Annotated in this window: 14 protein-coding genes, 1 tRNA gene and 1 pseudogene; 8 read left to right on the top strand and 8 right to left on the bottom strand. The window is 66.0% G+C overall.

All coding sequences use genetic code 11. From position 1 onward, the window contains the following. Position 1: 1 nt before the first annotated feature. Complete coding sequence (locus tag RBH18_RS10235; protein ID WP_306206163.1) at positions 2 to 691, bottom strand: aggregation-promoting factor C-terminal-like domain-containing protein; 690 nt, start codon at positions 689 to 691, stop codon at positions 2 to 4. Between the two features lie 234 nt (positions 692 to 925). Here RBH18_RS10235 and RBH18_RS10240 point away from each other — a divergent pair, with 234 nt between their 5' ends. Then, the gene (locus RBH18_RS10240; RefSeq protein ID WP_306206165.1) at positions 926 to 5,707 is read left to right on the top strand and encodes an ExeM/NucH family extracellular endonuclease; all 4,782 of its coding nucleotides are present in this window, start codon (positions 926 to 928) and stop codon (positions 5,705 to 5,707) included. Between the two features lie 43 nt (positions 5,708 to 5,750). Here RBH18_RS10240 and RBH18_RS10245 read toward each other — a convergent pair whose 3' ends face one another. Beyond that, entirely contained in the window at positions 5,751 to 6,305 is a 555-nt protein-coding gene (locus tag RBH18_RS10245) for a glycine-rich domain-containing protein (protein WP_306206167.1), read from the bottom strand. A gap of 210 nt (positions 6,306 to 6,515) precedes the next feature. Between RBH18_RS10245 and RBH18_RS10250 the strand changes: the two genes are divergently transcribed. Beyond that, positions 6,516 to 7,064: a YqgE/AlgH family protein gene (locus RBH18_RS10250; protein WP_306206169.1), complete on the top strand. Its 549-nt coding sequence runs from the start codon at positions 6,516 to 6,518 to the stop codon at positions 7,062 to 7,064. 130 nt (positions 7,065 to 7,194) lie between these two features. Beyond that, positions 7,195 to 7,267: transfer RNA gene (locus RBH18_RS10255), tRNA-Ala, on the top strand. 62 nt (positions 7,268 to 7,329) lie between these two features. On the opposite strand, the gene RBH18_RS10260 is transcribed toward RBH18_RS10255, so the two are convergent. Continuing rightward, positions 7,330 to 7,941, bottom strand: coding sequence for a tyrosine-type recombinase/integrase (locus RBH18_RS10260; RefSeq protein WP_306206171.1), 612 nt, complete (start codon positions 7,939 to 7,941; stop codon positions 7,330 to 7,332). A 1,962-nt stretch (positions 7,942 to 9,903) separates the two neighbouring features. Between RBH18_RS10260 and RBH18_RS10265 the strand changes: the two genes are divergently transcribed. Together RBH18_RS10265 and RBH18_RS10270 are read left to right on the top strand one after the other, a co-directional pair. Then, entirely contained in the window at positions 9,904 to 12,660 is a 2,757-nt protein-coding gene (locus RBH18_RS10265) for an NACHT domain-containing protein (protein ID WP_306206172.1), read from the top strand. Positions 12,661 to 12,979: 319 nt separating this feature from the next. Then, positions 12,980 to 13,981 (top strand): hypothetical protein, encoded by a 1,002-nt coding sequence (locus RBH18_RS10270; protein WP_306206174.1) that lies wholly within the window; start codon positions 12,980 to 12,982, stop codon positions 13,979 to 13,981. 284 nt (positions 13,982 to 14,265) lie between these two features. Here the strand turns inward: RBH18_RS10270 and RBH18_RS10275 are convergent, their stop codons facing one another. Both RBH18_RS10275 and RBH18_RS10280 read right to left on the bottom strand, forming a co-directional pair. Further along, on the bottom strand, positions 14,266 to 14,625 hold the full coding sequence (locus tag RBH18_RS10275; protein ID WP_306206176.1) for a hypothetical protein: 360 nt from the start codon (positions 14,623 to 14,625) through the stop codon (positions 14,266 to 14,268). A 934-nt stretch (positions 14,626 to 15,559) separates the two neighbouring features. Beyond that, positions 15,560 to 16,123: a hypothetical protein gene (locus tag RBH18_RS10280; RefSeq protein WP_306206178.1), complete on the bottom strand. Its 564-nt coding sequence runs from the start codon at positions 16,121 to 16,123 to the stop codon at positions 15,560 to 15,562. A 451-nt stretch (positions 16,124 to 16,574) separates the two neighbouring features. Between RBH18_RS10280 and RBH18_RS10285 the strand changes: the two genes are divergently transcribed. After that, entirely contained in the window at positions 16,575 to 17,339 is a 765-nt protein-coding gene (locus RBH18_RS10285) for a DUF5131 family protein (protein ID WP_306206180.1), read from the top strand. 13 nt (positions 17,340 to 17,352) lie between these two features. Here the strand turns inward: RBH18_RS10285 and tcmP are convergent, their stop codons facing one another. After that, positions 17,353 to 18,477 carry a three-Cys-motif partner protein TcmP gene (gene tcmP, locus RBH18_RS10290; protein WP_306206183.1) on the bottom strand — a complete coding sequence of 375 codons (1,125 nt, stop codon included), beginning with the start codon at positions 18,475 to 18,477 and terminating at the stop codon, positions 17,353 to 17,355. A gap of 308 nt (positions 18,478 to 18,785) precedes the next feature. Next, positions 18,786 to 19,649: a hypothetical protein gene (locus tag RBH18_RS10295; protein ID WP_306206185.1), complete on the bottom strand. Its 864-nt coding sequence runs from the start codon at positions 19,647 to 19,649 to the stop codon at positions 18,786 to 18,788. 386 nt (positions 19,650 to 20,035) lie between these two features. Between RBH18_RS10295 and RBH18_RS10300 the strand changes: the two genes are divergently transcribed. Beyond that, positions 20,036 to 20,965: a restriction endonuclease gene (locus RBH18_RS10300; protein WP_306206187.1), complete on the top strand. Its 930-nt coding sequence runs from the start codon at positions 20,036 to 20,038 to the stop codon at positions 20,963 to 20,965. A gap of 39 nt (positions 20,966 to 21,004) precedes the next feature. On the opposite strand, the pseudogene RBH18_RS10305 reads toward RBH18_RS10300, so the two are convergent. Then, positions 21,005 to 21,211, bottom strand: a pseudogene (locus RBH18_RS10305) (heat-shock protein HtpX); the annotation flags it as partial. Between the two features lie 40 nt (positions 21,212 to 21,251). Between RBH18_RS10305 and RBH18_RS10310 the strand changes: the two are divergent. Next, on the top strand, positions 21,252 to 21,956 hold the full coding sequence (locus RBH18_RS10310) for a hypothetical protein (protein WP_306206189.1): 705 nt from the start codon (positions 21,252 to 21,254) through the stop codon (positions 21,954 to 21,956). Positions 21,957 to 22,159: the final 203 nt, after the last annotated feature.

Genomic DNA, 22,159 nt, shown 5'->3' on the forward strand with positions numbered 1-22,159 from the left:
GTCAGTAGTTGCCGTTGTTCTGGAAGTTGGACCAGGCGCCGCAGGGGGTGTTGTAGCGGCCTTCGATGTAGCCGAGGCCCCATTTGATCTGGGTTGCCGGGTTGGTCTTCCAGTCGGCGCCGGCGGAGGCCATTTTGCTGCCCGGGAGCGCCTGGGGGATGCCGTAGGCGCCGGAGCCGGTGTTCTCGGCCTTGTAGTTCCAGCCGCTTTCGTGGTCCCAGAGCTCGTTGAGGCAGGGGAACTCGGCGATGCCGAAGCCGGCGGCGAGCATGAGGGCGCAGCCGGTTTGGCGGGCGCCGCTGTATTCGTTGCAGGAGCTCGGGATGGGGCCGTCGTAGGGGACCGGGCCGCCGTTTTCGGCGGCCTTCTTGGCCTCCTCTTCCTTCTTCTTCTCGATGGCCTTCTTCTCGGTGGTGCGGGCCTTGGCGGCGGCGCTCTTCGCGGCGGCGGTGGCCTTCTTGACGGCGATGCCTTCGGCCTGGCGCTGCAGGGCGCGGGCGGCGGCGTGCTCGCTCTGGCGCTCCTTGAGCAGCTGCATGTCGGCGTCCTGGATCAGGATTGTGCTGCTGGCCAGGGTGGCGTCGGTCGACAGCTCGCGCTGCTGGCCGACGTAGACGCCGCCGGCGAGGCCGGTGAGGAGCAGGGCGACCGAGGCGGCGCGGGTCGCGGTGCGGGTCCAGAGCCGATCCACGGGGGTCCCTTTCCGAGGCGATGGCAGCAGCACGGCACTATAACCGGACCTCTGCGGCACAGGCCAGATCGGGACAAAAAACTACGGATCGTGTCTTGAGGATGACGATTCCATAGTCGACGTTCGGCTGACCCCGGGGGGTCTGTTGGGCCGCCGATCGTCGTGGCGTTACCTGCGAGTAATCGCCTCTGTTTACGATCCGGCGGGATCCATTGTCCTCGGAGGAAAATCTCGATGCGTCGATATCTACCCAAAACGCGTTTCACCGCGCGTTCCCTGGGTGCGGCCGCCGTCGCTACCGCGGTCGGCCTGACCTTCACCGGGCATCCGGTGCTCGCGGCGGACGCCACCCCGTTCATCAGCGAGATCCACTACGACAACACCGGCACCGACAGCGGCGAGGCGATCGAGGTCGAGGCGCCCGCCGGGTTCGACCTGGCCGGCTGGTCGCTTGTTCTCTACAACGGCGACAACAAGTCGACCTATGGCACGGCGGCGGCCCTGAGCGGCACCGGCATCGCCGTGGCGAACTACCCGGCGAACGGCGTCCAGAACGGCTCGCCGGACGGCGTGGCGCTGGTCAAGCCGGACGGCTCGGTCGCCGAGTTCCTCAGCTACGAGGGCTCCTTCACCGCCGCGAACGGCCCGGCGGCCGGGCAGGCGAGTGTCGACATCGGCGTGTCCGAGACCGGCGCGGAGCCGGCCGGCCAGTCGCTGCAGAAGATCGACGGCGCCTGGACGGGCCCCGCCACCAGCAGCTTCGGGGTGAAGAACACCGGCGAGGGGCCGGGGGAGCCGGCGCCGGCCTGCAGCACGGCCGTGACGAACACGATCGCCGAGGTGCAGGGCACCACGGACACGTCCCCGCTGGCCGGCAAGCAGGTCACCGTGCAGGGCGTCGTGACGGCCGACCACCGTACGGGCGGCTACAACGGCATCTACGTCCAGACGGCGGGCACCGGCGGCGACCGGCCGGTCACCGCGGCCACCCCGTCGGACGCGATCTTCGTCTACCTGTCGAAGGCCGCCGGCACGAACCTCGCCATCGGCGACACCGTGCGGGTCACCGGCGCGGTCACCGAGTTCAACGGGCTGACCGAGCTGACCCCCGGCGCGCTCGCCGACGTACAGGTCTGCGACGGCGACGCGAAGTTGCCCGAGCCGGTCGCGCTCACGCTGCCGCTCGACGCCGCCGCGCGCGAGTCGCTCGAGGGCATGCTGGTCGCCCCGGCCGGGACGTACACGGTCTCGGAGGTCTACGACACCAACCGGTACGGCGAGATCGACCTCGCCGCGGGCACCTCGCCGGCGCGGATCCCGACCGACGTGGCCGAGCCGGGCAGTGCCGCCGCCGCGAAGGTCAAGAGCGAGAACGCTCTGCACAAGGTCGTGCTCGACGACGGGTCGAGCGCCACGCTCACCGGCGCGCCGCCGTACTTCTCGAAGGAGGAGCCGCTCCGGGTCGGTGACCAGGTGGGGACCTTCGGGGCGACGGTGTTCAGCTACGGCTTCAGCGAGTGGCGCCTGCAGCCGGTCACCCCGGTGAGCGCGGCCACGTGGAAGACCGCGGGCTTCACCTTCGCGCACACCAATCCGCGTACGGCCGGCCCGGTCGACGTCGGCGGCGACCTGCGCGTGGCGAGCTTCAACGTGCTCAACTACTTCGTCCACTTCGGTGGCGACGCCCGCGGGGCGGACGACGCCGCCGCGCTGGAGAAGCAGCAGGCGAAGATCGTCTCCGCGATCAGCGCGCTGAACGCCGACGTCGTCGCGCTCATGGAGATCGAGAACTCGGTCCGCTTCGAGGGCGACCCGCAGCTGGCCCTGCAGACGCTGGTCGGCGCGCTCAACGCGAAGGACGGCGCCGGCACGTGGGACTACGTCCGGACGCCGGCCGAGCTCCCGGGCGCCGCGCAGCAGGACGTCATCACCACCGCCATCATCTACAAGCCGGCGAAGGCCACCCCGAAGGGCGCCTCCCGCTCGGTCAACGACGAGTCGGTGTGGTTCAACGCCCGCGAGCCGATCGCCCAGACGTTCACGTCCGGGTCGATCGACTTCACCGTGATCGCGAACCACCTCAAGTCGAAGAGCACCTCCGACGCCGCGACCGGCGACAACGCCGACACGGGCGACGGGCAGGGCGCGTTCAACGGCGACCGGGTCCGGCAGGCGACCGCGCTGGCCGCCTTCGTCGAGGACGTCGAGAAGAGCAGCGGCACGGACAAGGTCATTCTGCTGGGCGACTTCAACGCCTACACGCACGAGGACCCGCTGCAGGTGCTCTACGACGCCGGCTTCAGCGACCTGAACAAGGACAAGAACTCGTACGTCTTCGGCGGCGAGTCCGGCTCCCTGGACCACGCGCTGGCCACCCGCTCCCTGGCCGACCGGGTCACGGGCGTGGACATCTGGAACATCAACTCCGTCGAGTCGTTCTCCTTCCAGTACGACGGCTACGCGCCGTTCTACTCGGCGGACCCGTACCGGGCCAGCGACCACGACCCGGTCGTGGTGGGCCTGAACACCAAGGCGGCCGCGCAGACGCCCGTCGACCTGCAGCTGCTGAGCGTCAACGACTTCCACGGCCGGCTCGAGTCGCCGAGCACCGTGGACGGGCAGCCCGTCGGCGGCGCGGCCCAGCTGGTCGGCATGATCAACCAGCTGCGTACGCAGAACCCGGCCACCGCCTGGGTCTCGGCCGGTGACAACATCGGCGCGTCGACCTTCATCTCGGCGATCGACGGCGACAACCCGACGATCGACGCGCTGAACTCGGGCGGCCTGGCCGTCTCGGCGGTCGGCAACCACGAGTTCGACAAGGGGCTCGCCGACCTGACCGGCCGCGTGTCGGACCGGGCGACCTTCCCCTACCTGGGCGCCAACGTCTACAAGGACGGCAAGCGCGTCCTGCCCGGCTACGACGTGCAGACGGTCGGCGGCGTCAAGGTCGGCTACATCGGCGTCGTCACCGAGCAGACCGCGTCGCTGGTCAGCCCGGACGGCATCGCCGGCGTCGAGTTCCGGGACCCGGTGGCCGAGGCCAACCAGGTCGCCGCGGAGCTCTCCGACGGCAACGAGGCGAACGGCGAGGCCGACGTGCTGGTGCTGCTCGCCCACGAGGGTGCGGCGGCCGAGAACATCGACTCCGCCGCGAAGCTGCAGGCCGACCCGGTCTTCGGCGACTTCACGCGGGTCAGCGCCGACATCGACGCGATCCTGTCCGGGCACACCCACCAGCCGTACGCCTTCGAGGTGCCGGTGCCGGGCACCGACCGTACCCGTCCGGTCATCCAGGCCGAGGACTACGGCCTGCGCGTCGGCCGGGCGGTCCTCACCTACGACCCGGCGACCAAGGCGGTCACCAAGTCGACGGCCGAGCTGCTCGACGTCAAGGGCTACACCCCGGACCCGGCCGTCGCGGACATCGTGACCAAGGCCAAGGCGACCGCCACCGAGCTGGGCAAGCAGCCGCTCGGCAAGATCACGGCGGACATCAAGCGGGCGTACGTCACCGGCACGGACGGCACGGTCTCCGAGGACCGGGGCAGCGAGTCGGTGCTCGGCAACTTCATCGCCGACGTCCAGCTCGACCAGACCAGCGCGGCCGGTCGCGGCGGCGCGCAGATCGCCTTCATGAACCCGGGCGGCCTGCGGGCGGACCTCAAGTTCGGCACGGACGGCACGATCACGTACGCCGACGCGTTCGCCGTGCAGCCGTTCGCCAACGACGTGGTGACCCAGACGCTCACCGGCGCCCAGATCAAGCAGGTGCTGGAGGAGCAGTGGCAGCCGGCGGGGGCCTCCCGTCCGGTGCTGCACCTGGGCTCGTCGAAGGGCCTGACCTACTCGTACGACCCGGCGAAGCCCCGGGGCGAGAAGATCATCGCCGCGTCGCTGAAGCTCAACGGGACGGTCCTGAACCCGACCGGCACCTACCGCGTGACGTCGAACTCGTTCCTCGCCGCCGGCGGTGACAACTTCACGACCCTGGGTCAGGGCACGGACAAGATCACGACCGGCGACAACGACCTGACGATGCTGGTCAACTACTTCGCCAAGTACTCGCCGATCACGGCCGACGCGACGCCCCGCTCCACCCAGGGCGTCGCCGACACGACCGCGCCGGCGGGCACGTACCAGCTGCGGTCGAACGCCGCGTGGGCCGGCCAGACGGTGTCGCTCAAGGAGCTCTCCGTCAGCGACGACGTCACCGCCGCCGACAAGATCCGCAAGGTCGTGGACTGGGGTGACGGCACCAAGCCGGACACGATCTACGGCGACCACGGTCACACGTACGCCAAGGCCGGCAAGTTCACGGTCGTGATCACGCTGACCGACGAGGCCGGCAACGGCTCGAAGGCCGAGTTCCAGGGCTCGGCCACGGTCACCGTCACGGCGCAGCCCGGCAAGTTCGGCCTGAGCAAGACCTGGGCCTGGCTCTCGCAGCCGGTGACCGTGACCGTCAAGGGCATCACCCCCGACGTCACGAAGCTCGTGGTCAACTGGGGCGACGGCAAGTCCTCGACGGTCTCGCCGAAGTCGTCGACGGTGAGCCACGTGTACGCGAAGAACACCGCGTACACGGTCAAGGTCACGCCGTACAACGCCACGGGCGCCGGCAAGACGGTCACCGTGGGCACGGTCAAGGTGCTCAAGGACTACTACAAGCCGTCCGTCAGCCTCACCAAGCCGGCCAAGCCGGGCCACGTCTCCTCCTGGAAGACGCTGCACGGCAAGGCGGCCGACAAGGGCGTCGGGGTCGCGAAGGTCCAGGTCAAGCTGGTCCAGCAGCGGTCCGGCACCTGGTACTACTACAACGGCGCAAAGTGGGTGAAGGCCTCGTCCCTGAGCGTGGCCAACGCCAAGGCCAAGGTCGTCACCACGACCAAGGCGTCCTGGAGCATCCCCGTCAAGGGCCTGGCCAAGGGGACCCTCAAGGTCTCCTACTGGGCGTACGACAAGGTGGGCAACCGCTCCGCCACCTATGTGCACACGGTCAAGCTGACCAAGTAGTCCAGTGGTTCCGAGGGCCCTCACCGCACGCGGTGGGGGCCCTTCACATTCCCCCGGGGATTTCGCCTTCGGTCTGCTTGTACTCCGGGGGCCGCCAGTCGCCCCGGACCTTGCGCCCCGGACCCCCGAGATGGCCCAGGCAGAGCAGACCGGGCTGCTCGTAGCACTGCCCCCGCCCGCCGCAGTCCGCCAGATAGCGCCGCCCGCCGGGCACGCCGAGGTGGGCGTCCAGCCGGAAGAGCAGCGGCAGGCCGTCGAAGCCGAGCCGCTCGTCCTCCCGCGCCAGCCGCCAGGTCAGCCCCAGCCGGCCGGGATCGTCCGGCACCGGGGCGTAGGGGAGCGGCCGCCCCAGGGCCCTCGTGCAGAACTCGTCGTAGTCGCGGGTGTGGCGGGAGAAGAGCTGCCAGAGGTCGCCGACGACGACCGACGGCATGGCCACGGCCGCCTTCGGATGGCGCGCGTTGATCCGGAACCACTGCCGCAGCCCGGCCTCGACGTCCTTGCCGCCCGGCGAGCGTACGGAGTGCGGAAGGTCGTACCCGTTGATGAAGGAGACCCGGCGGCCGGTCGCCCGGCGCCAGGGACGCAGGACAGTCATCCCCGCAGCCTGCTCCCCGTACGGGTGACCCGCCAGCCACTTGTCGTGACCCCGTCACCGTTCTTATCCGCCTTTGGCGTCGATCTCCGCCCCGTTCTCGCGCAGGCCTTATCGCTGGCCGGACTGCAAGCTAATGTCCAAGCATGGCGCGAAGGCGAGGCTGTTGTGTTCAGTGAAGAGCAGCGCATCGGAGGTCGGTCGGTGGAGTCGATGACCGGTCAGCTCCTGGTCGCGACCCCCACCCTCAAGGACCCCAACTTCGACCGCACGGTCGTGCTGCTCGTGGCCCACGAAACAGGCGGCGCCCTGGGCGTCGTCCTCAACCGCGCCACCGAGGTGCCGGTGGCCGACGTCCTGGGCGGCTGGGGCGAGCTGGCCGGCGACCCGGCGGTTCTCTTCGAGGGCGGCCCGGTCCAGCCCGAGTCGGCCATCTGCCTCGCCCGCACCCGGCCCGAGGTCAAGCGCCGGGTCTCCGGCTTCCACCAGGTCTCCGGCGCCCTGGGCACGGTCGACCTGTCCGCCGACCCGGACAGGCTGCGCGAGAGCGTCGCCGGCATCCGCGTCTTCGCGGGCTACTCGGGCTGGTCCCCGGGCCAGCTCGAGGACGAGATCGCCGCCGGCTCGTGGTTCGTCTTCGACGCCCTCCCCGGCGATCCCTTCGTCAACCGCCCCGACGACCTGTGGGCCATGGTCCTGCGCCGCCAGGGCGACATCCTCGCCGCCGTGGCGCACTTCCCGCCGGACGTCTCGCTCAACTGACCCCGCCGGGCCTCGCTCCGATCGGCTGCAGCCTGCAGCGGCTCGCGGGGGGACCCCGTGCCGGGGGCCCCGGCGAGGGTGTGTATATTTCTTTCCGTGCCCGGGTGATCCGGGGACAGCAGCAAGGCAAGGGGCTGTGGCGCAGCTGGTAGCGCACCACACTGGCAGTGTGGGGGTCAGGGGTTCGAGTCCCCTCAGCTCCACCCTTGGAGAAACGCCCGGACTTCGGTCCGGGTGTTTTCTTTTGTGCCAGATCTGTGCCAGATCATGAAGTTACCTGCTCGCGAGCCTCAACGATGAGCGCGTCCAGGGCGGCGCCAATGGCATCATCCCTGTCCCTGCTGGCGTGTTGGTAGATCATGGCTGCTCGGGTGCTGGGATGGCCGATACGGGCCATCAGCTCTTTGAGGGTCGCTCCGCTCTGTGCCGACCACGTACTACCTGTGTGCCGCAGGTCATGCAGGTGGAGGTCGAGAGTGGCCGGGATACCGGCTTTGTGAAGTGCTGCCCGCCATGTCCGGTTGAAGTTGCGCCGGCGGAGAATGCCGCCCTGCGGGTCAATGAAGAGAAGGCCTTCCGCGCCAGGCTGGGCGAACCGCTTCAAGTGGTCCTGGATGTCTTCCTTCAGCCCGGCCAGCAGGCTGATGGGGCGGTTACCCGCTTCTGACTTAGGGTCGCCGTCGAGCTGGCTGCCGTCTTCCATCTCGACAGTAGCCAGCGTGACCCGAAGCTCCATACGGTGCAGGCTGATGTCACTACGACGGAGAGCGACGAGTTCACCTAAGCGAAGTTGGGCGAAGGCGGCGAGGAGAATCATGAGCCGGTAGCGCGGCTGGATGACCTCCGCAATGGCGAAGACCCGAGACGGGCCGCTCACGCCGCCGCCAGGGCGCGAGTGTGTCCGGGCCGCTTCTCCAAGCTCAAGGGCGCTTCGCATCGCAAGCGACGGCCACAACCCGGCCGCCCTTGACCTCGGAGCCTCTACGCCCCTCTCGGGCAGGGGGTCAAGGGCAGGCCGGTGGCCTGCCCTCACCGGGTACGCACCGCCGGCCCCGGTGCCCTCCTGAGTAGCGCCTGAGGCGTCGTCAAGAAGTGCTTGACAGCTTTTGCCCGCTCTCGCAAGCTGCATAGCTTGTTGGCCGACTAAGCGTCAAGGACAGAAGCCAGACAATATCAATAACCATGCCACCTAGCCATGCGTACAAGATACTTGCGACTCTCGATGTATGGCGAGGGCTAACAGGGCATCTCAGCGGGTTATCCCGAAAAGGTATAAGGCTGGTGCCATCCTTCTCTCTATACCCGCAGCAGTCATCTTTTTTCCTATTTCACTAATCAACCACGATTGGCCAATGCTGGGATGGTCAGCTTCCCTTGCTATTGCAATTCCTTGCTGGCTTCTGGCGTTCGAGGCTCCCACTGTGTGCGGCTTCACCACTCAGAACTCAACGAATTGCAAGAACTTCACAACGGGTCTTCTATTTGGCTGTCACGCCGAAGGGCATTTCTGGGGGAAAGCTTTCTCGTGGTTCGGTTGGCATAGAGGGGTCGCAGTTATTGCAAAAACGCGCACTACTGCGTCGGTTGGCTTGGGATCAAATGTCATCAGTGAACCGCTGGAGGCAGAGCCTGTACTGGTTCGTATGCATGAAACGCGCAGTAGTAAAGCAGCCATCTGGGTAGCGGTTACTTCTATGTTGTGTGCAATCATTTCTGCCGGGGTCGACATAACCAGTGTGTGAGATCTGGGGGTATCAGGCGTGGTGAGGAGGTGGGCAAGACAGCAGATGAACTGCCATGGACGAGGGCAGGCTGTCTCCTTGTCCTAAAGCGGGTTAGTGCCGTCGACGTGCCGGCGCGCCAAGATTGGGGACCATCCCGCGCTGGAGGTCGTGCGTGTATGCCTCGGCAAGGTTGCCGCCATGAAGTCCGAGCAGGATGACGTAGTAACGATCAAGCTCGTCCGCGCAGGCCTTGCAGATCCACCCGTACGGAGGCTTCTCCGATCGGCAGCCTCGTTGGCACCGCTCGCAGTGCTTTGCGGTAGATCTTCGTGGCGTCTCTTCCGCAGGGGTTGGGGCCGGAAGTTCCGGCGTGCCGGCCGCCCGCCTTGCTCGCTTGCGTTGCCGTCGCTCAGATGCCAACTCGGTTTCTCCGACTCAGGCTGGTCAGCGGTAGGACATCGACCACGGTAATGGCCATGGGCGTCCGCGCCCGTGCCAAATTCGTGCCAGACGGAGCGGTCGAGCACGGGACGTGGCGGGGACTTACGGGGAATCGATCGACGTTTCGGCTGCTCAAGTGCTTGCAGGTTAGCGATCTTGGGCGAGTCCCGCCCTGGCAGTGTGGGGGTCAAGGGTTCGAGTCCCCTCAGCTCCACGACATGGTATTCGCGTAGAATGTCCATTTCGTGATGCTCGCGATACGTCGCTTGAGCTGCGGAAACGTTCTTCGGGGTGGTGTTGCACCCCGAAGGGTGGCCGGGTCGGCTTGGCGGGCCATGCTGATTCGCCCAATTCGAGGCTGGCCAGGCCGCCCCCACGGGGTTCGGCCGACGGGGTCGGCTGGCAGGCGACGCGTTGATCATGCGCAACTCCTTCGGGCCGACGCTTCACCCGGACGACCGTGCCTCGACCACTCATCCCGGCCCCGCGGCGCTCGTCGAGAACCTCCGCCGGCATTGGAAACTGACCTCGACGAGCAAGAGGTGGAAGGCGTTGTCCGACCTCGGGTTTGGACGCCGTTCGCGTGAGCCTGTGACGATCTGGGTGCCGAGCCGGCCCGGACGGAAGCCTGGACCAGTCCGTTTGCCCGTCACTGCCGCTGCGACAATGCAACGGTGAGCACGCGTTCCGGCCAGGCGTCCAAGCCGATCGAGCACCCTAAGCCTTCGCTCGGAACCGTCAAGCTGCTCTACGCCGCCGCTGTCGAGTGCGCGAAGCCGGGTTGTCACGCCGGGCTGTTCAAAGTGAACTCAGAGACCGGCCAACATGCTTTGAACAGCAATATCGCTCACATTCACGCCCGCAGTGAAGGCGGCCCGCGCTGGAACCCGGACATGAGCGCAGCGCAGAACCGGGATGCGAGCAACCTGCTTCTCCTATGCCTTCTCCACGCCTTGGAGATTGACCAGTTCCCCGACGAGTACCCCGCCGAGATGCTGCGGGAGTGGAAACGCGGTCAGGTCGCCGCCTACGAACACGGCCGACAGTCCGTCACGATCAGCGACGACGAGGCCGAAGCAGCAATCGGCCCGGTCGACCTCGCAGAAGCTATCGAGAAGATCAGTGCGGTCGTACCGTTCAACCCGCGGATGCGCACCCGAGTACAAGCGTGGCAACTCGCCGCTCGCAAAGGCCATGGTCTACGTCTCGCCCACGTGACACCGTTCGTGCGAGCATCGCGCAGACCGGCAGTGCTCGCCTGGATGGCGACGACCGATAGACCGGCCCTCGAGGTGGAGCCGGGCCAGGTTAGAGTCCTGATTGCCCAGCTTGGCGCGGGCAAGACCGAGCTGGCGCTGCGCTGGTGGGAACAGGGCCTCCTCGATGCTGCGGGCGACGAGCAGACGGAGATCCCCGTCTTCCTCACCGCCCGGCATGTCACTGCGAGCCTGGAATCGGCGGTCGTGTCCGAGCTCGGCGGCGAGCCGACTCGACCGTGCCGCGTCGTGCTTGACGACCTCGACGGTGTCAGCATCCGCGAGGCGAATCAGCTGCTCGTCGAGGCCCGTCAGCTTGTGCAGGTGTGGCCTACCGTCAGCCTGCTCGCGACGGCTCGCCCTGATATCCAGGTTCCCGACGAAGAGCGGCTCCTTGTCGACTCGTGGCCGGTGTGGCGCGGCGCCGAGCTGATGGAGCTCGCCTTGGGCCGCGAGGTGGCCTGGCATCGGTGGACCACCGAACAGGCCCAGCTGCTCAGTAGCCCGCTGACCGCTCTCGGGCTGGCCACACGCCTTGAAGCCGGCCGCGATGCACCAGTCACCCGTGCTCAACTGCTGGCCGGCCTCGCGGAGGACGTCATCCGCAGCCGGGACATCGAGGTCTCTGATGACACGTGGAGCGACCTGGCACGGCTGGCGATCCGCGTCCTCATGCAGTCCGAACCGGTCGCGGCGACCGATTTCGGACCGCTGCCGCGTGTCCAGCGGCTCACCGCCACCGACCTTGTTGTCGCCGACCGCAGCGGGTTAACTTTCGCGTTGCCGGTGTTCGAGCAGTACTTCGGAGCCGAAGCGCTGCGGGAAGATCTGATCGACCTGGAGACGATCGCGGCGGCGACGGCCTTCCCGCGCTGGCGATATGCGATCGCCCTGGCGCTCTCGGCCGCCACCGACAAGGACCAAGAGGCACTGCTCATCAGGCTGGCTGAGGCGAACCCTGGGGCGGCGTTCTGGGTACTCGACCAGGTCGCCGACGCCACCGGCGACAAAACCCACGATGGCGCGTCCGACGAAACCATCGCCGCCTTGATCACCCGCCGTGACCCCACCGACGCGCCCGCGGACGGGCAGGAGCTCGCGGTCCGGGCTGTCCGATGGCTGCGCGGTGCGGAGCAAGCCCTGCTGACCGGGCTGGGGCCGCTGGCTCCGACACTCGCCCGGCACCGCGACGGGCAGCTCGTGCAGTGGGGAGCCCATCTGGGGCACGGCTACGTGACGCTCGCGCGTTCCCGCGATCAGCTACCGCCGCCGGACGTCATCCTGCTCACCGAACCCCGACCCTCACTGGGGTCATGGCACCGCTCGACCCTACGGCGCTTTCCCACCTCCGACTTCGGCCGCTGGCTGCACGCCCGCGAAGAGTTACGGCACCAGCTCAAAGAAGCCATCAAGCGACGCAGACTCCCCATCCCGCCGACCTCAGTACTCGCGCGCGAGCGGCTCTACAAACTGGCCGCCTTCGCCCACAAGCGCCAGCGGTCCTCGGGGCGACGAGAAATCGACCTACGCGCAGTGCGGGAGATCGTGGCTGAGTGGATGGAGACGGTCAACAGATCAGTGCACGCTTCGTGGGGCAACGACGTGGACTCCCACGACGTTCGCTGGCTCTCCGACCAGTTGGACGGCCAGCCTGGGGATTCACTTCTGCCGCCATGGCCGCGCGGCGATCAGCCAGGAGGCCGGTGGATGTCACACCGCTATTCGCCTGAGCTGGCCTTGGAACTGGCAACGAGCATCGTGCGCGCGGCGATCGTCGGCTACCGGGAACTCGCCGAGACCTCGTTCCCCAAATTTGGAGACGCGCTGGGCCTCTACAGCACGCTCCCCGTACGCGTCGACGGGCTCGTCAAGCTGCCTACCGCCGAGGAGGACTACCCCATCCAGATGCTCATCCGGCTGGCATCGGACCCGGCAACCGGGCGCAGCGCCGCTCCGACAGTTGACCTGCAGCTGGCTGACGACGACCACACGTTCTGGGAGTTCGGCCAACAGCACCGCAGCGGAGCTCGGACGGCGTTCGGCCCCGACGACCTCCAAAGTCTGGATCTACCGCTTCACCTTGACGGCCCGGCGACCAGCCTGACGTATCGATGGCTGATCCGGGACCTCATCGAAATCGGCTGGCTCGACAACGACCATTGGCTGCGCGACTAGAAACCCGCCAGTTCCAGACGGCGCCGCGACACCGCCTCATCACCGAGGTCAGGGTAACGGCGCCGCGCTGGCCATCACGCGCATCGACAGACTCGCCAGACCGAGCAATTGAATGCCTCGCTGACCTCCACGACGCCCAAGGGCTCGTGCGCAGCCGGGTCACCAATCGCTGCGACGCGCGTGTCGGTGATCCTGGCGGTCTTCGACCTCGTGACAAAGCTGGCCTTGGCGGAAAGTCAGTGGGAATTACGCTCGCATTCGTCGACACTGGCTCCATCAGATGTTGGTACCGGGGGCGACAGTGCGACAGCTTGAGTTCGTGATTGTGCAGCTCGATGAGGTACTGCGCCTCATCAAGGTTGGCCGCGTCCCGCAACTCAGGTTGGCGCACATTCTTCTCGATAGCGCTGTCGAACTGATCATGCATCGAATGGTAGAGCAGCGCCTCCGGTGGGAGCATCGCAACTTCGACCAACTGGAAGGTCTTTACCGGCTTCGCCGATGGCGACAAAATGGGACTCGCCTGCAGCGACAGTTCGCAAATGAGCTATCCGAGTCGCAACTTGAGCAGGAAATTGCGCGACTGGAACCATCGGTCACTTCCAAGGCTGACCGAAAGAAGATCGATCGCGATTTCTTGAGAAAGGCGGAGTTCCTCGTCGAAAAGGACGCGCTGCCCGCCACGCTCGTTCCAGTCCTCCGAAAGCTGCACGCCTATCGCAACGAGACGTATCACCGCGACCATCACCGGATAGAGATCCTATTGCCAGCGGTGCTGATCTACTTTGATGTCGCTTGCTCCGTTCTAGATCTGTACAGTCCTGGAAGCGTGATTGGGGCTGACGCCGTTGGTCCTGAGCTCGCGAGATTTCAGCCGAACTGGAGAAGTGGAGATCCATTCGAGATTCCGCATCTCGCAGCGACTAAACTGCGAGAAGAGATCGGATTGGACCTACCCGCCCTTCAAGATGCCTTAGCGGATCACCTCAGCCTGCGCCTACAAGAAATGCTCTCGGGCCTGAATTACATAGAAGAGAACGCGCGTCGTCTGCAACCAGGCGACGCGATCCGGCTAATGCAAATCGACGACGGCGACGTGGACGCGATTTTCGATTCGGAAGTGCTGCGTTCCCGTCGGCTACCGATAACAATGCAAAGCCTTCGAGATTGGGTTGAACGAGCGGAAGCGCTTCGCGAGGTGACCGACCGAGATACCCTCTTCGCCGAGTTCGCCATACTAGAAGACCTCTTCGAACCTCTTGAAGGCCGAGTCAATGAGGCGATCTGGAACATCGACGAGCAGGCCAATATGCGCGACTGATGGACCGTGGTCGTCTCTCGGTCGACACGCTGGAGCCTGTGCTCCGTAGGCCGCTGAGCTCACCCTGGCCGCGCCCGCACCCACCGGCATGATCCCTGAGCGGCGAGCCGAATTTGTCTCGCTGCTCACCGACATGATCGCTAGCTGGCGCCATAAGCAACACTTCGAACGGGCCCGGGCGGCGGCGGTTTCCTGATCCCCGGAGGTCCTGCGACACCCAGGCCGTCTCGGTCGGTGCCGGTTGGGGGCGACCGGGGACGACGGGGGTTAACACCAAGCCCGGGCTACTCGTTGTTGTTGATCGAGGAGCGTGCCGAGATCACCGATGCGCAAAGGCGGCCCTCGGTGTCGATTCCCCAAGGTTGAGTGCGGAGAAGCCGCCGTCTGGCCAGTTCGACATCGACCGCGGTCAGGTCCTCGTCACTTGGCCGTTCGTCGGCCGTTCGAGTCGACAGGTTGATCCAGGCCTGTTCGCGGCCAGGTAAGTCGACCCAGTCCCGGCCGTTGGTGTAGTCGATCAGCAGGATGTACCCGGCAGGGTTGACCGCGGCGATCGTCGCGCGCTGCGGTCTGCCGAGAAACCAATTCGGGGGCGGGCGCAGGGATGCGAGAGCCCGTTTGGCGGCGAGCCAGGGGTTGAACATCTTCGCCACCTCCGGCTATCGCCGACGCCCCAGGCCGGGTAGACCTCCGCGTACTACCTGCAGACGGGCCTCGGCAATGTCGCCTGCTCGCCGGCGGCCTGCCGGTGTGGTGCGGGAGGGCGCCTGTCGTTCGGCTAGGGCGGCGGCACGAATCGTGCTGCATTCGCGGCACAAGGGAGTTCCGGGCGGCCGTCGGGGCCAGATCGGGGTGGTCGGCAAGAAGCGGCGTCCGCACATCGCCCGTAGGCGTAGGCCCGGATATGGCTGATGCAAGACGCGGTGACCTGGGGTTTCTGTCAGGATGACCCAGCCCGTTGTGCGCCAGGGATTCGTGGAGGTCTTAGCGATGGTCGGCGGCCGAGGCGGGTCGATCGGTGGGCTCGGGTCGCGTTCGCGGGTCCGAGTGCGTGCCACCGGCCGGCGTTCGACATGCGCAGGTTGAGGTGACTTCGCGCGCTGACGCGGTAGTCGCGAAGCCGGTGCGCTCAGCGGCGCCATCCCGATCGGAGCGAGGGCAGTGAACCGGGCCGAACATCGCGCGCACGGGAAGCCGGCTTGTTCCCGAGGTACGGGCTGTTTTTCGGCCGGCAGTTGCCGTTCGCACAACGTCCATCCCGGACGGCTCGGGTCGGTACGGTGTCGACTACGACCATCGCCAGCGTCGGGCAGCGAGACCCACTCGCTACTCTTTGCTTCCACTAGATAACAATATGTGTCGGGCTCGGGATCTGGCTACACCCCAGGGTCGGGCATTCTGCTAATGCGATCTCAGATCAACGAGTCGCATGACCTCGACGAACTGGCTGGCGCCCCCCGGACGGCCCAGCTCCCGCGCGGCGAGCAAGCACATTGAGGCGCCCTAGATCGAAATGACCATGCCCTGGACACCCCGAACGCCTGCCGCCGCTGACGCGCCGGGTTCAACTGGCGGGCGTCAGCCGCCCTCGATCCATGCGCGTACCTCGTTGCGTTCGGTGTCCGACAACTCCATACGGGCGTTGATCGTCAGGCGCAGCACGTTGCCGGCGAACTCTGCCGCGAGGTGCGCCGCGTCGTGCTGCGTTTCGCGCCAGTCGACTTGGCTGTATTGCAATCCGATGAGCACGAAGTGGATCACATTCCTGGTGACCTTGTGTCCGCGCTGGCTGCATGCCTCTCGGATCACCTCCTCCGCCTGGGCCTGTGGGAGGTCTGGGTCGGCGCGTCCCTCTGCAGCGATTGACTGGAACAATGCCCGGTAGGTGTCAGTGTCGATCAGTGGCGCTCCGACGACCCGGCTTACTCGTTCGGCGATCTCCGGCACGGTCGCCGGTTGAGCCAGTTCGTGCCTTGCCGGGTCGAGCAGCCAGCCGGGATGACGTGGATTCAGCACCAGGGAGTCGTTTTGGATGGTTGTCACGAACTGCTTGAAGCCACCCGCCCCAGCCCAGTCCGTTGTCGCTTCCCGTCCCACGACCTTGCGGACATGATGGGCCGCGGAGGCAAGGTCAACCGGCACCGATGACTGCGCCACGAACTGCCGGACGGCCGTCTCGATGCGGGCACGAACGCTCGGGCGGTTGCAGGCGCGCAGCCGTGATGCCCCAGGGGCCGGACGCCGAGCCAAGCCCGTGGCCTGAGCTGAGTAGCTCACCACGCTGGTCGAGCGCGGGATCAACGGCGTCGAGCTGCCTGAGTACACAGGGAGGCCAGACCGTGGGACTACCCTGCTGCGGCGTAGAGCCCTGCACACCGCGTTGATCGCGGCGTGGCGCGCTCGCAGTAAGTTCCAGCTCCTCGCGTGGGAGTCCGTCGCCCCGGAGGGCGGCGTTCGTTGAACCCGTCGATGGGTTGTGCCCGTCATGTCTTTGGTTGACTCTTCGGGGGTGCGGATGGGTCGAGATCGCTCATACCCTTCCCAGCCGTACGCATGTTCGACAAGATGATTCTTACAACGGGAGGAGGCTGCAGTGGCGAACAACAGCGCGATTGAGTGGACCGAGGCCACCTGGAATCCGACCACCGGCTGCGACCGCATCTCGGCAGGCTGCGATAACTGCTACGCCCTTGTCCTGGCGAAGCGCCTGAAGGCCATGGGCTCGGCCAAGTATCAGAACGACGGTGACCCTCGGACCAGCGGTCCCGGATTCGCGGTCACGCTTCACGCAGATGCGCTGGGCATTCCCCTGCGATGGCGTGACCCGAAGTTAGTGTTCGTGAACTCGATGTCTGATCTCTTCCACGCCCGAGTGCCGTTCGAGTACGTCGAGAAGGTCTTCGAGGTCATGGCGCAAACCCCGCGCCATACCTACCAGATCCTGACCAAACGCGCCGCGCGTCTTGCGAAGATCGCTTCCAGGCTCACCTGGCCGGACAATGTCTGGATCGGCGTGTCGGTCGAGGACATAGGACAAGCGGACCGCATCGACCATCTCCGGCAGGTGCCGGCCGCGGTGCGCTTCATCTCGGCGGAGCCGCTGATCGGGCCACTCGGCGGCATCGACCTCACCGAGATCCAGTGGTTGATTGCTGGCGGCGAGTCCGGCCAGGGCAGTCGGCCTATGAGCTCCGACTGGGTACGCGAGCTTCGCGATCAATGCGCGTCCAGCGGGACAGCGTTCTTCTTCAAGCAGTGGGGAGGCCGGACACCGAAGGCCGGGGGCCGGGAACTCGACGGCCGGACCTGGGATGAGATGCCGTCGGTGGAGCGCCGGTTGGCTGCGGTGACTGTCTAGCGGCTGGTCGCCGTCAGGCTGGCTCGATCCACTTCTCAAAGAGCCTCTGTCCCGTTGGTGGCGTTCGAGTGAACCCGGGATACAGCCGCTTCCACGCAGCTCGAAGGTGCAGTTCGCGTGCGAGGCCGACCGTGCTGCCGAACACCGTCGCGTACCTGTCGACCACGCGGAACGCTTGGCCCTTACTCAACTCGGCGCTCAGGTTCTTCTCGATCTCCGCGATCCATCGGTCCCTGAGGACCGTCTCATCGGTCTTGAAGATCACCTCGGGATCGAAGAGCATCGCCTCGTCATAGTCGCCGAGAGTGACAGCGTGACGCCACTGCTCCAGCCCTTTGGAGGCGGCCTCGCCGTAGACGTACATGCCGTCGGGATGGCGGGTCAGGAAGAGCAAGTAGTAGACGGCTTTGTGATGGGGTTTGTTCTTCACCTCGGTCACCCGATAGCCGCAGCGACCGTCTGTGGCCAGCCGTCGCGCGTACTCGGCCACGACGGCTTTTTCGGCTGTGTCCTTGTCCGGCATGGCGGCACGCCAAGTGTTTCTCCACCAGTCGCCACCGCAGACCTCGTCCATCCGGCCGAGCGTCGCCTGTGGACCGTTGCCGCTGACCAGAAGTCCGCAGATCCTACGGACGGCGCCCGCGTTGAAGTTGATCAGTACCTCCGTCGCCGCAGCACCGCGATTGTTCGGGCGGCCCCAGGGCTTTATGGCCGAGTCGAACGGGATCATCAGGCCGTAGGGATCCAGGAACAGCAGGAGCGGGATCCCTTCCGCGAAGGTCAGTACGTCGTCAAGGTGGTCGTTGATCTCGCCGTGAACCGCTCGCGCGGCGATGCCGCCGGCCTCCGCTTCCACCATCGCCTTGAGTCGACCGAAAGCCTTGTTGTCTCTTTCGACGAACATGCACTCAAGTCGGCGGGGCATGGTCAAGAGATCCCTAGCTGTTTTGATCGCCAGGGCCGGGGAGCCTGGTTCGCCGTCCTCGTAGCGCCCTTCGCCGGCATAACCGTCCACAAAGGCAACGCGTCCCTGCGGTGATCGAGATCCAGTCTTTGCCGTGAACGGGACGAGATACCTCGAAAGAATGGCATGTTTCAAGATCGCTGCCGACTTCTTCGACTCGAAGAAATCCGCCATGCTGGGCTCCCGTCTCCTCGATGAGTGCAGAGCGGAGCCTACTAGTGGCAGAGAGTTCACGGAACCGCAAATTGATCGATCCCTGACCACAGCCCAGCTACCTCGGGACGAGTCGGGGCGAGAGTGCGCCTTTGATCCCCGAAGTCCTGCGGCGGTAGCTTATTTGAGCTGCGGAAACCTCCGTAGAGCTAGAGTTCGACCCCGAGCGCGCACTTCGTGGCGTCGACGGCGGAAATCCGGGTTCGGCCCGTTGACTTCTTCAGCCGCGTCTGGCTCCTGACCAAGGTTCGCGTTGGTGATTCAGTGGTTCAGTCGGCGGTGATCTCTGGCTTCGCTGTGCCCGGCGAGCTCGTGTCTAGGGCAGGCGTTTCAAGCGCTCCTGCAACGGCCTCGGTGATCTTGCCGCTGTACCCGGAGGAGATGAAAAGGGCCTGTAGGGCGGGCTTGAACGTGAGCCCGACGGAATCGGTCAGCTTGCGGTCGTTCATCGCTCCGGCAGCGTAACCGTCGAACGGGCAGTGGGGATTCTGCCGGTGCTTGGCCCGGTCGGGGAGGCGCGCCGACGAGGTGAGGCTCCGCCAGAAGATAGGCCCCCGCTCGCCGGTGATCGACGACGACAGGCCGACACGCCAGTCGAGTCGGTGCCGCACTAGTCGTCGGCGACGGTGGGTCCCAGCGAATTGAGGGCTGTGGGCCAGTTCGTACATCCGGTGCAGGACGGCAACGATCTCGTCCAGCGAGAGTTCGACGCCTGGCTCGCTGCACGGGATTGGTGTCGCCTGCAGCACCCATTGCAGCATGACCAGGCCGTTGGGGAAGATCCGCAGCATGTGCGTGGTGCCAGGCCGGCTCAGCTCGGGAGGCGTGCCGGCTACCAGGCGAAGTTCAGCGCTGCCGGAGTACTCAACATAGAACGGTTCATCGGCGAAGAACCTCCTCGCCAACTCGTCAGCCCGGTCGACGAACTCGACTGGATCGAGGGCCTCGGGTGAGTGGTTCGGAGCGACGGCTACCTTGAGCCAGAAGGCAGCGCCGTGTCCGTTGAGACTCCCCGTGCCGGTGATCGGCTGGTGATCCGCGATCAACGCCGCCTCGGCCCGGCGGGTCAGTTGCGGCAGGAAGCGGGCGGCGCCCGCCAAAGCCTTCCGCAGACCGCTTTCCAGCACAGCCATCTCCGGCACCTTCAGACTCAACAACCGGCTACGCCTCGCGCCGAACAACGGCACCTTATGCGTACGAGGAGCTTGACCGTACACCGGGGAACTCATACTGCAGCACCTTTGCCGTCGGCCGCGCTGTTGCGTTGCGGCGGATGGCCCTGCTGCGCAGGGAGCAACGCTCGGCATAGACGTCATCAGCGAGTGGCCCGTTAGCCGAGGCGTGTTCCGCGGCCGGCCCGAGGCCCCACGTTTCGACGCGGATGACGGATGGTCGAAGCTCTGTGAGCGTGGATGTCCGGCGTGGACGGCTCTGGCGGACATGCGGTGCGGGTGCCTAATCTCAGTCGGTGACGGAGCGTTAGGGTGGCGGCCGTCTCGATCGAGCGGGATGGGAGCCGATGAGCGAGAGCCGGGCGACGAGGCGGATCTCCGGTGCTGCGTACAACGCGTTGAGGGCCGCGCTGGCCGGGGTGTTCTGGTACCGGCCGACGCTGGAGAAGTTTCTGCGGGCTGCGTTGCGGGAGCATCCGGAGTTGCTGGCCGGGGTGAACTTCGGGGTTTCGAAGCGGGAGATCGCCGACGAGGTGGTCGACCGGCTTATCGACGGCGAGCGGGTCTATCAGCACGCGAGCGTGCAGTTGATGGTCGAGCTGGCCAACATGCAACGGTTTCCCGAGCTGGAGCGGCACGAGGACGCCGAGAAATGGCTGCCGCGGGCACAGGCCGCCGTCGCCGACCTGAAGACGTATACGGCGGCGTACGAGGATTTGATCAGCGAACGTGAGCGCCTGGACGCCGAGCAGGCGGCCTACACCCAGCAGGTCGAGCTGCAGCGGCGCTTCGCGCAGGACCTCGACGATCTGCGCGGTCGGTTCCTGGCCATGCACTCGATGGGCGACGTGCACGAGCGGGGCCGGCAGTTCGAGGACTTTCTCAACTCCCTGTTCGCGTTGTTCGACCTCTCTCCGCGGCTGGCTTACTCGCTGGCGGCCGAGCAGATCGACGGGTCGATTAGCTTCGACACCGACGACTACATCATCGAGGCGAAGTGGACCAAGGATCCGGTCAGCCGGAAACAGGCTGACGCCTTCGCCAAGAAAGTCGAGCGTAAGGGCAAGAACGCGCTCGGGCTGATCATCAGCATCAACGATTTGAGCGAGCCCGCGCGTACCACCTACAGCGAGGGCACCTGCTTCATGACGATGAGCGGCTCCGACCTTTTCATGATCCTCGACGGGCGCATCCCGTTGGACGATGCGCTGCGGCGTAAGAAGCGGCACGCCAACGACACTGGCAGCTGCCACTTCCCGGTCGCCGAAATGTTCTGACCCGGCCACCGGAGACCGCGCAGACACGGCCCGGGAGCGTCAGACGACCGCGATCCGGTTTACCAGCGGGGCGTCGAACTGTGTGCGGATCTCGTCGCAGACCATGCGGACGGCCTCGGAGCCTTGGCCGGCGGGGTCGTCGAGTTTTCAGTCCTCGTAGCGTTTGCCGGGGAAGATCGGGCAGGCGTCGCCGCAGCCCATGGTGATGATGACGTCGAAGTCCTGGGCGGTCTCGTACCCGAGGCGTCTCTGGGTTTCACTGCCTGAGCCAGATACGCTCCAGGCCATGAGCAACACGGCCGGGACGAGAGCGAAACGTGAAGAAGAGATCGCCTTCTTGGCTATGGAGCAGGTGCTCAAAATTGACATCGAGCTCGCGGATGCAGGCGCTGGAGACAAGATGCCTGACGGTTCATGGGTATATCCCGATGGCCAGGAGCGCCGAGGCATCGTCGAAGTCACCTCGCCCCCAGCCACGAACCTGATGACTGAATGGGCGCGCGCGAAGAAGGCAGGGCAACCCCAGACCGAAAGCGGATCGATCCCCGTGCGCTTGAACGAACTCGCGCAGGTGTGCTCGGAGATGCTTGCGGAAGGCTGGGCCCGCGAGAACCTGGACAAACTCCTCGCCCAATCCGCCCACGAGCGGCACCTCTTCCTTTTCGCGCGAGGCCACAAGGACGGCCACTACTTCAACCGACTGTCCGATTCTTATGACGACGGAACGACCGAGCACGTCGATGACCTCGTTCTTCCTGAAGGCATCTCGGACGTCTGGTTCCGGGGTCGGGCACGGCGGAACCGCGATCAGCCACTGGGCACGACGGAACTCTGGCTCGCAAGGTTTCACGCAGGGTCAGGTTGGCACCGGTATGTCGTGCAGATCGAAGAACGGCACCTGCCGTCGCCCAATCCGCACATCGCCCACGATCAGGTTCCCGACGGCTGGCGACTTCCGAAGGACCGAACTACCGGGCCGGCCGCCGACTAAAATCGAGGCCAATTTGGCTATTGTTTTCGGTACCAACCGCCTGAGCGGTCCGACGCACTCCCTATGCCGCCGACAGCGCGCGCCAACCGACTCGGCGGATACTTTCCGTGCCTGTCCACCAAAGGGGTCGAAGTCATAGCTTGGGTTTTAACCTGCGGCCGTCAGATATCGACCCCGGCTGATCATGAGGACAGCCCTTGATT

This window comes from Actinoplanes oryzae (assembly GCF_030757795.1).
In the GTDB taxonomy this organism is placed as follows: domain Bacteria; phylum Actinomycetota; class Actinomycetes; order Mycobacteriales; family Micromonosporaceae; genus Actinoplanes.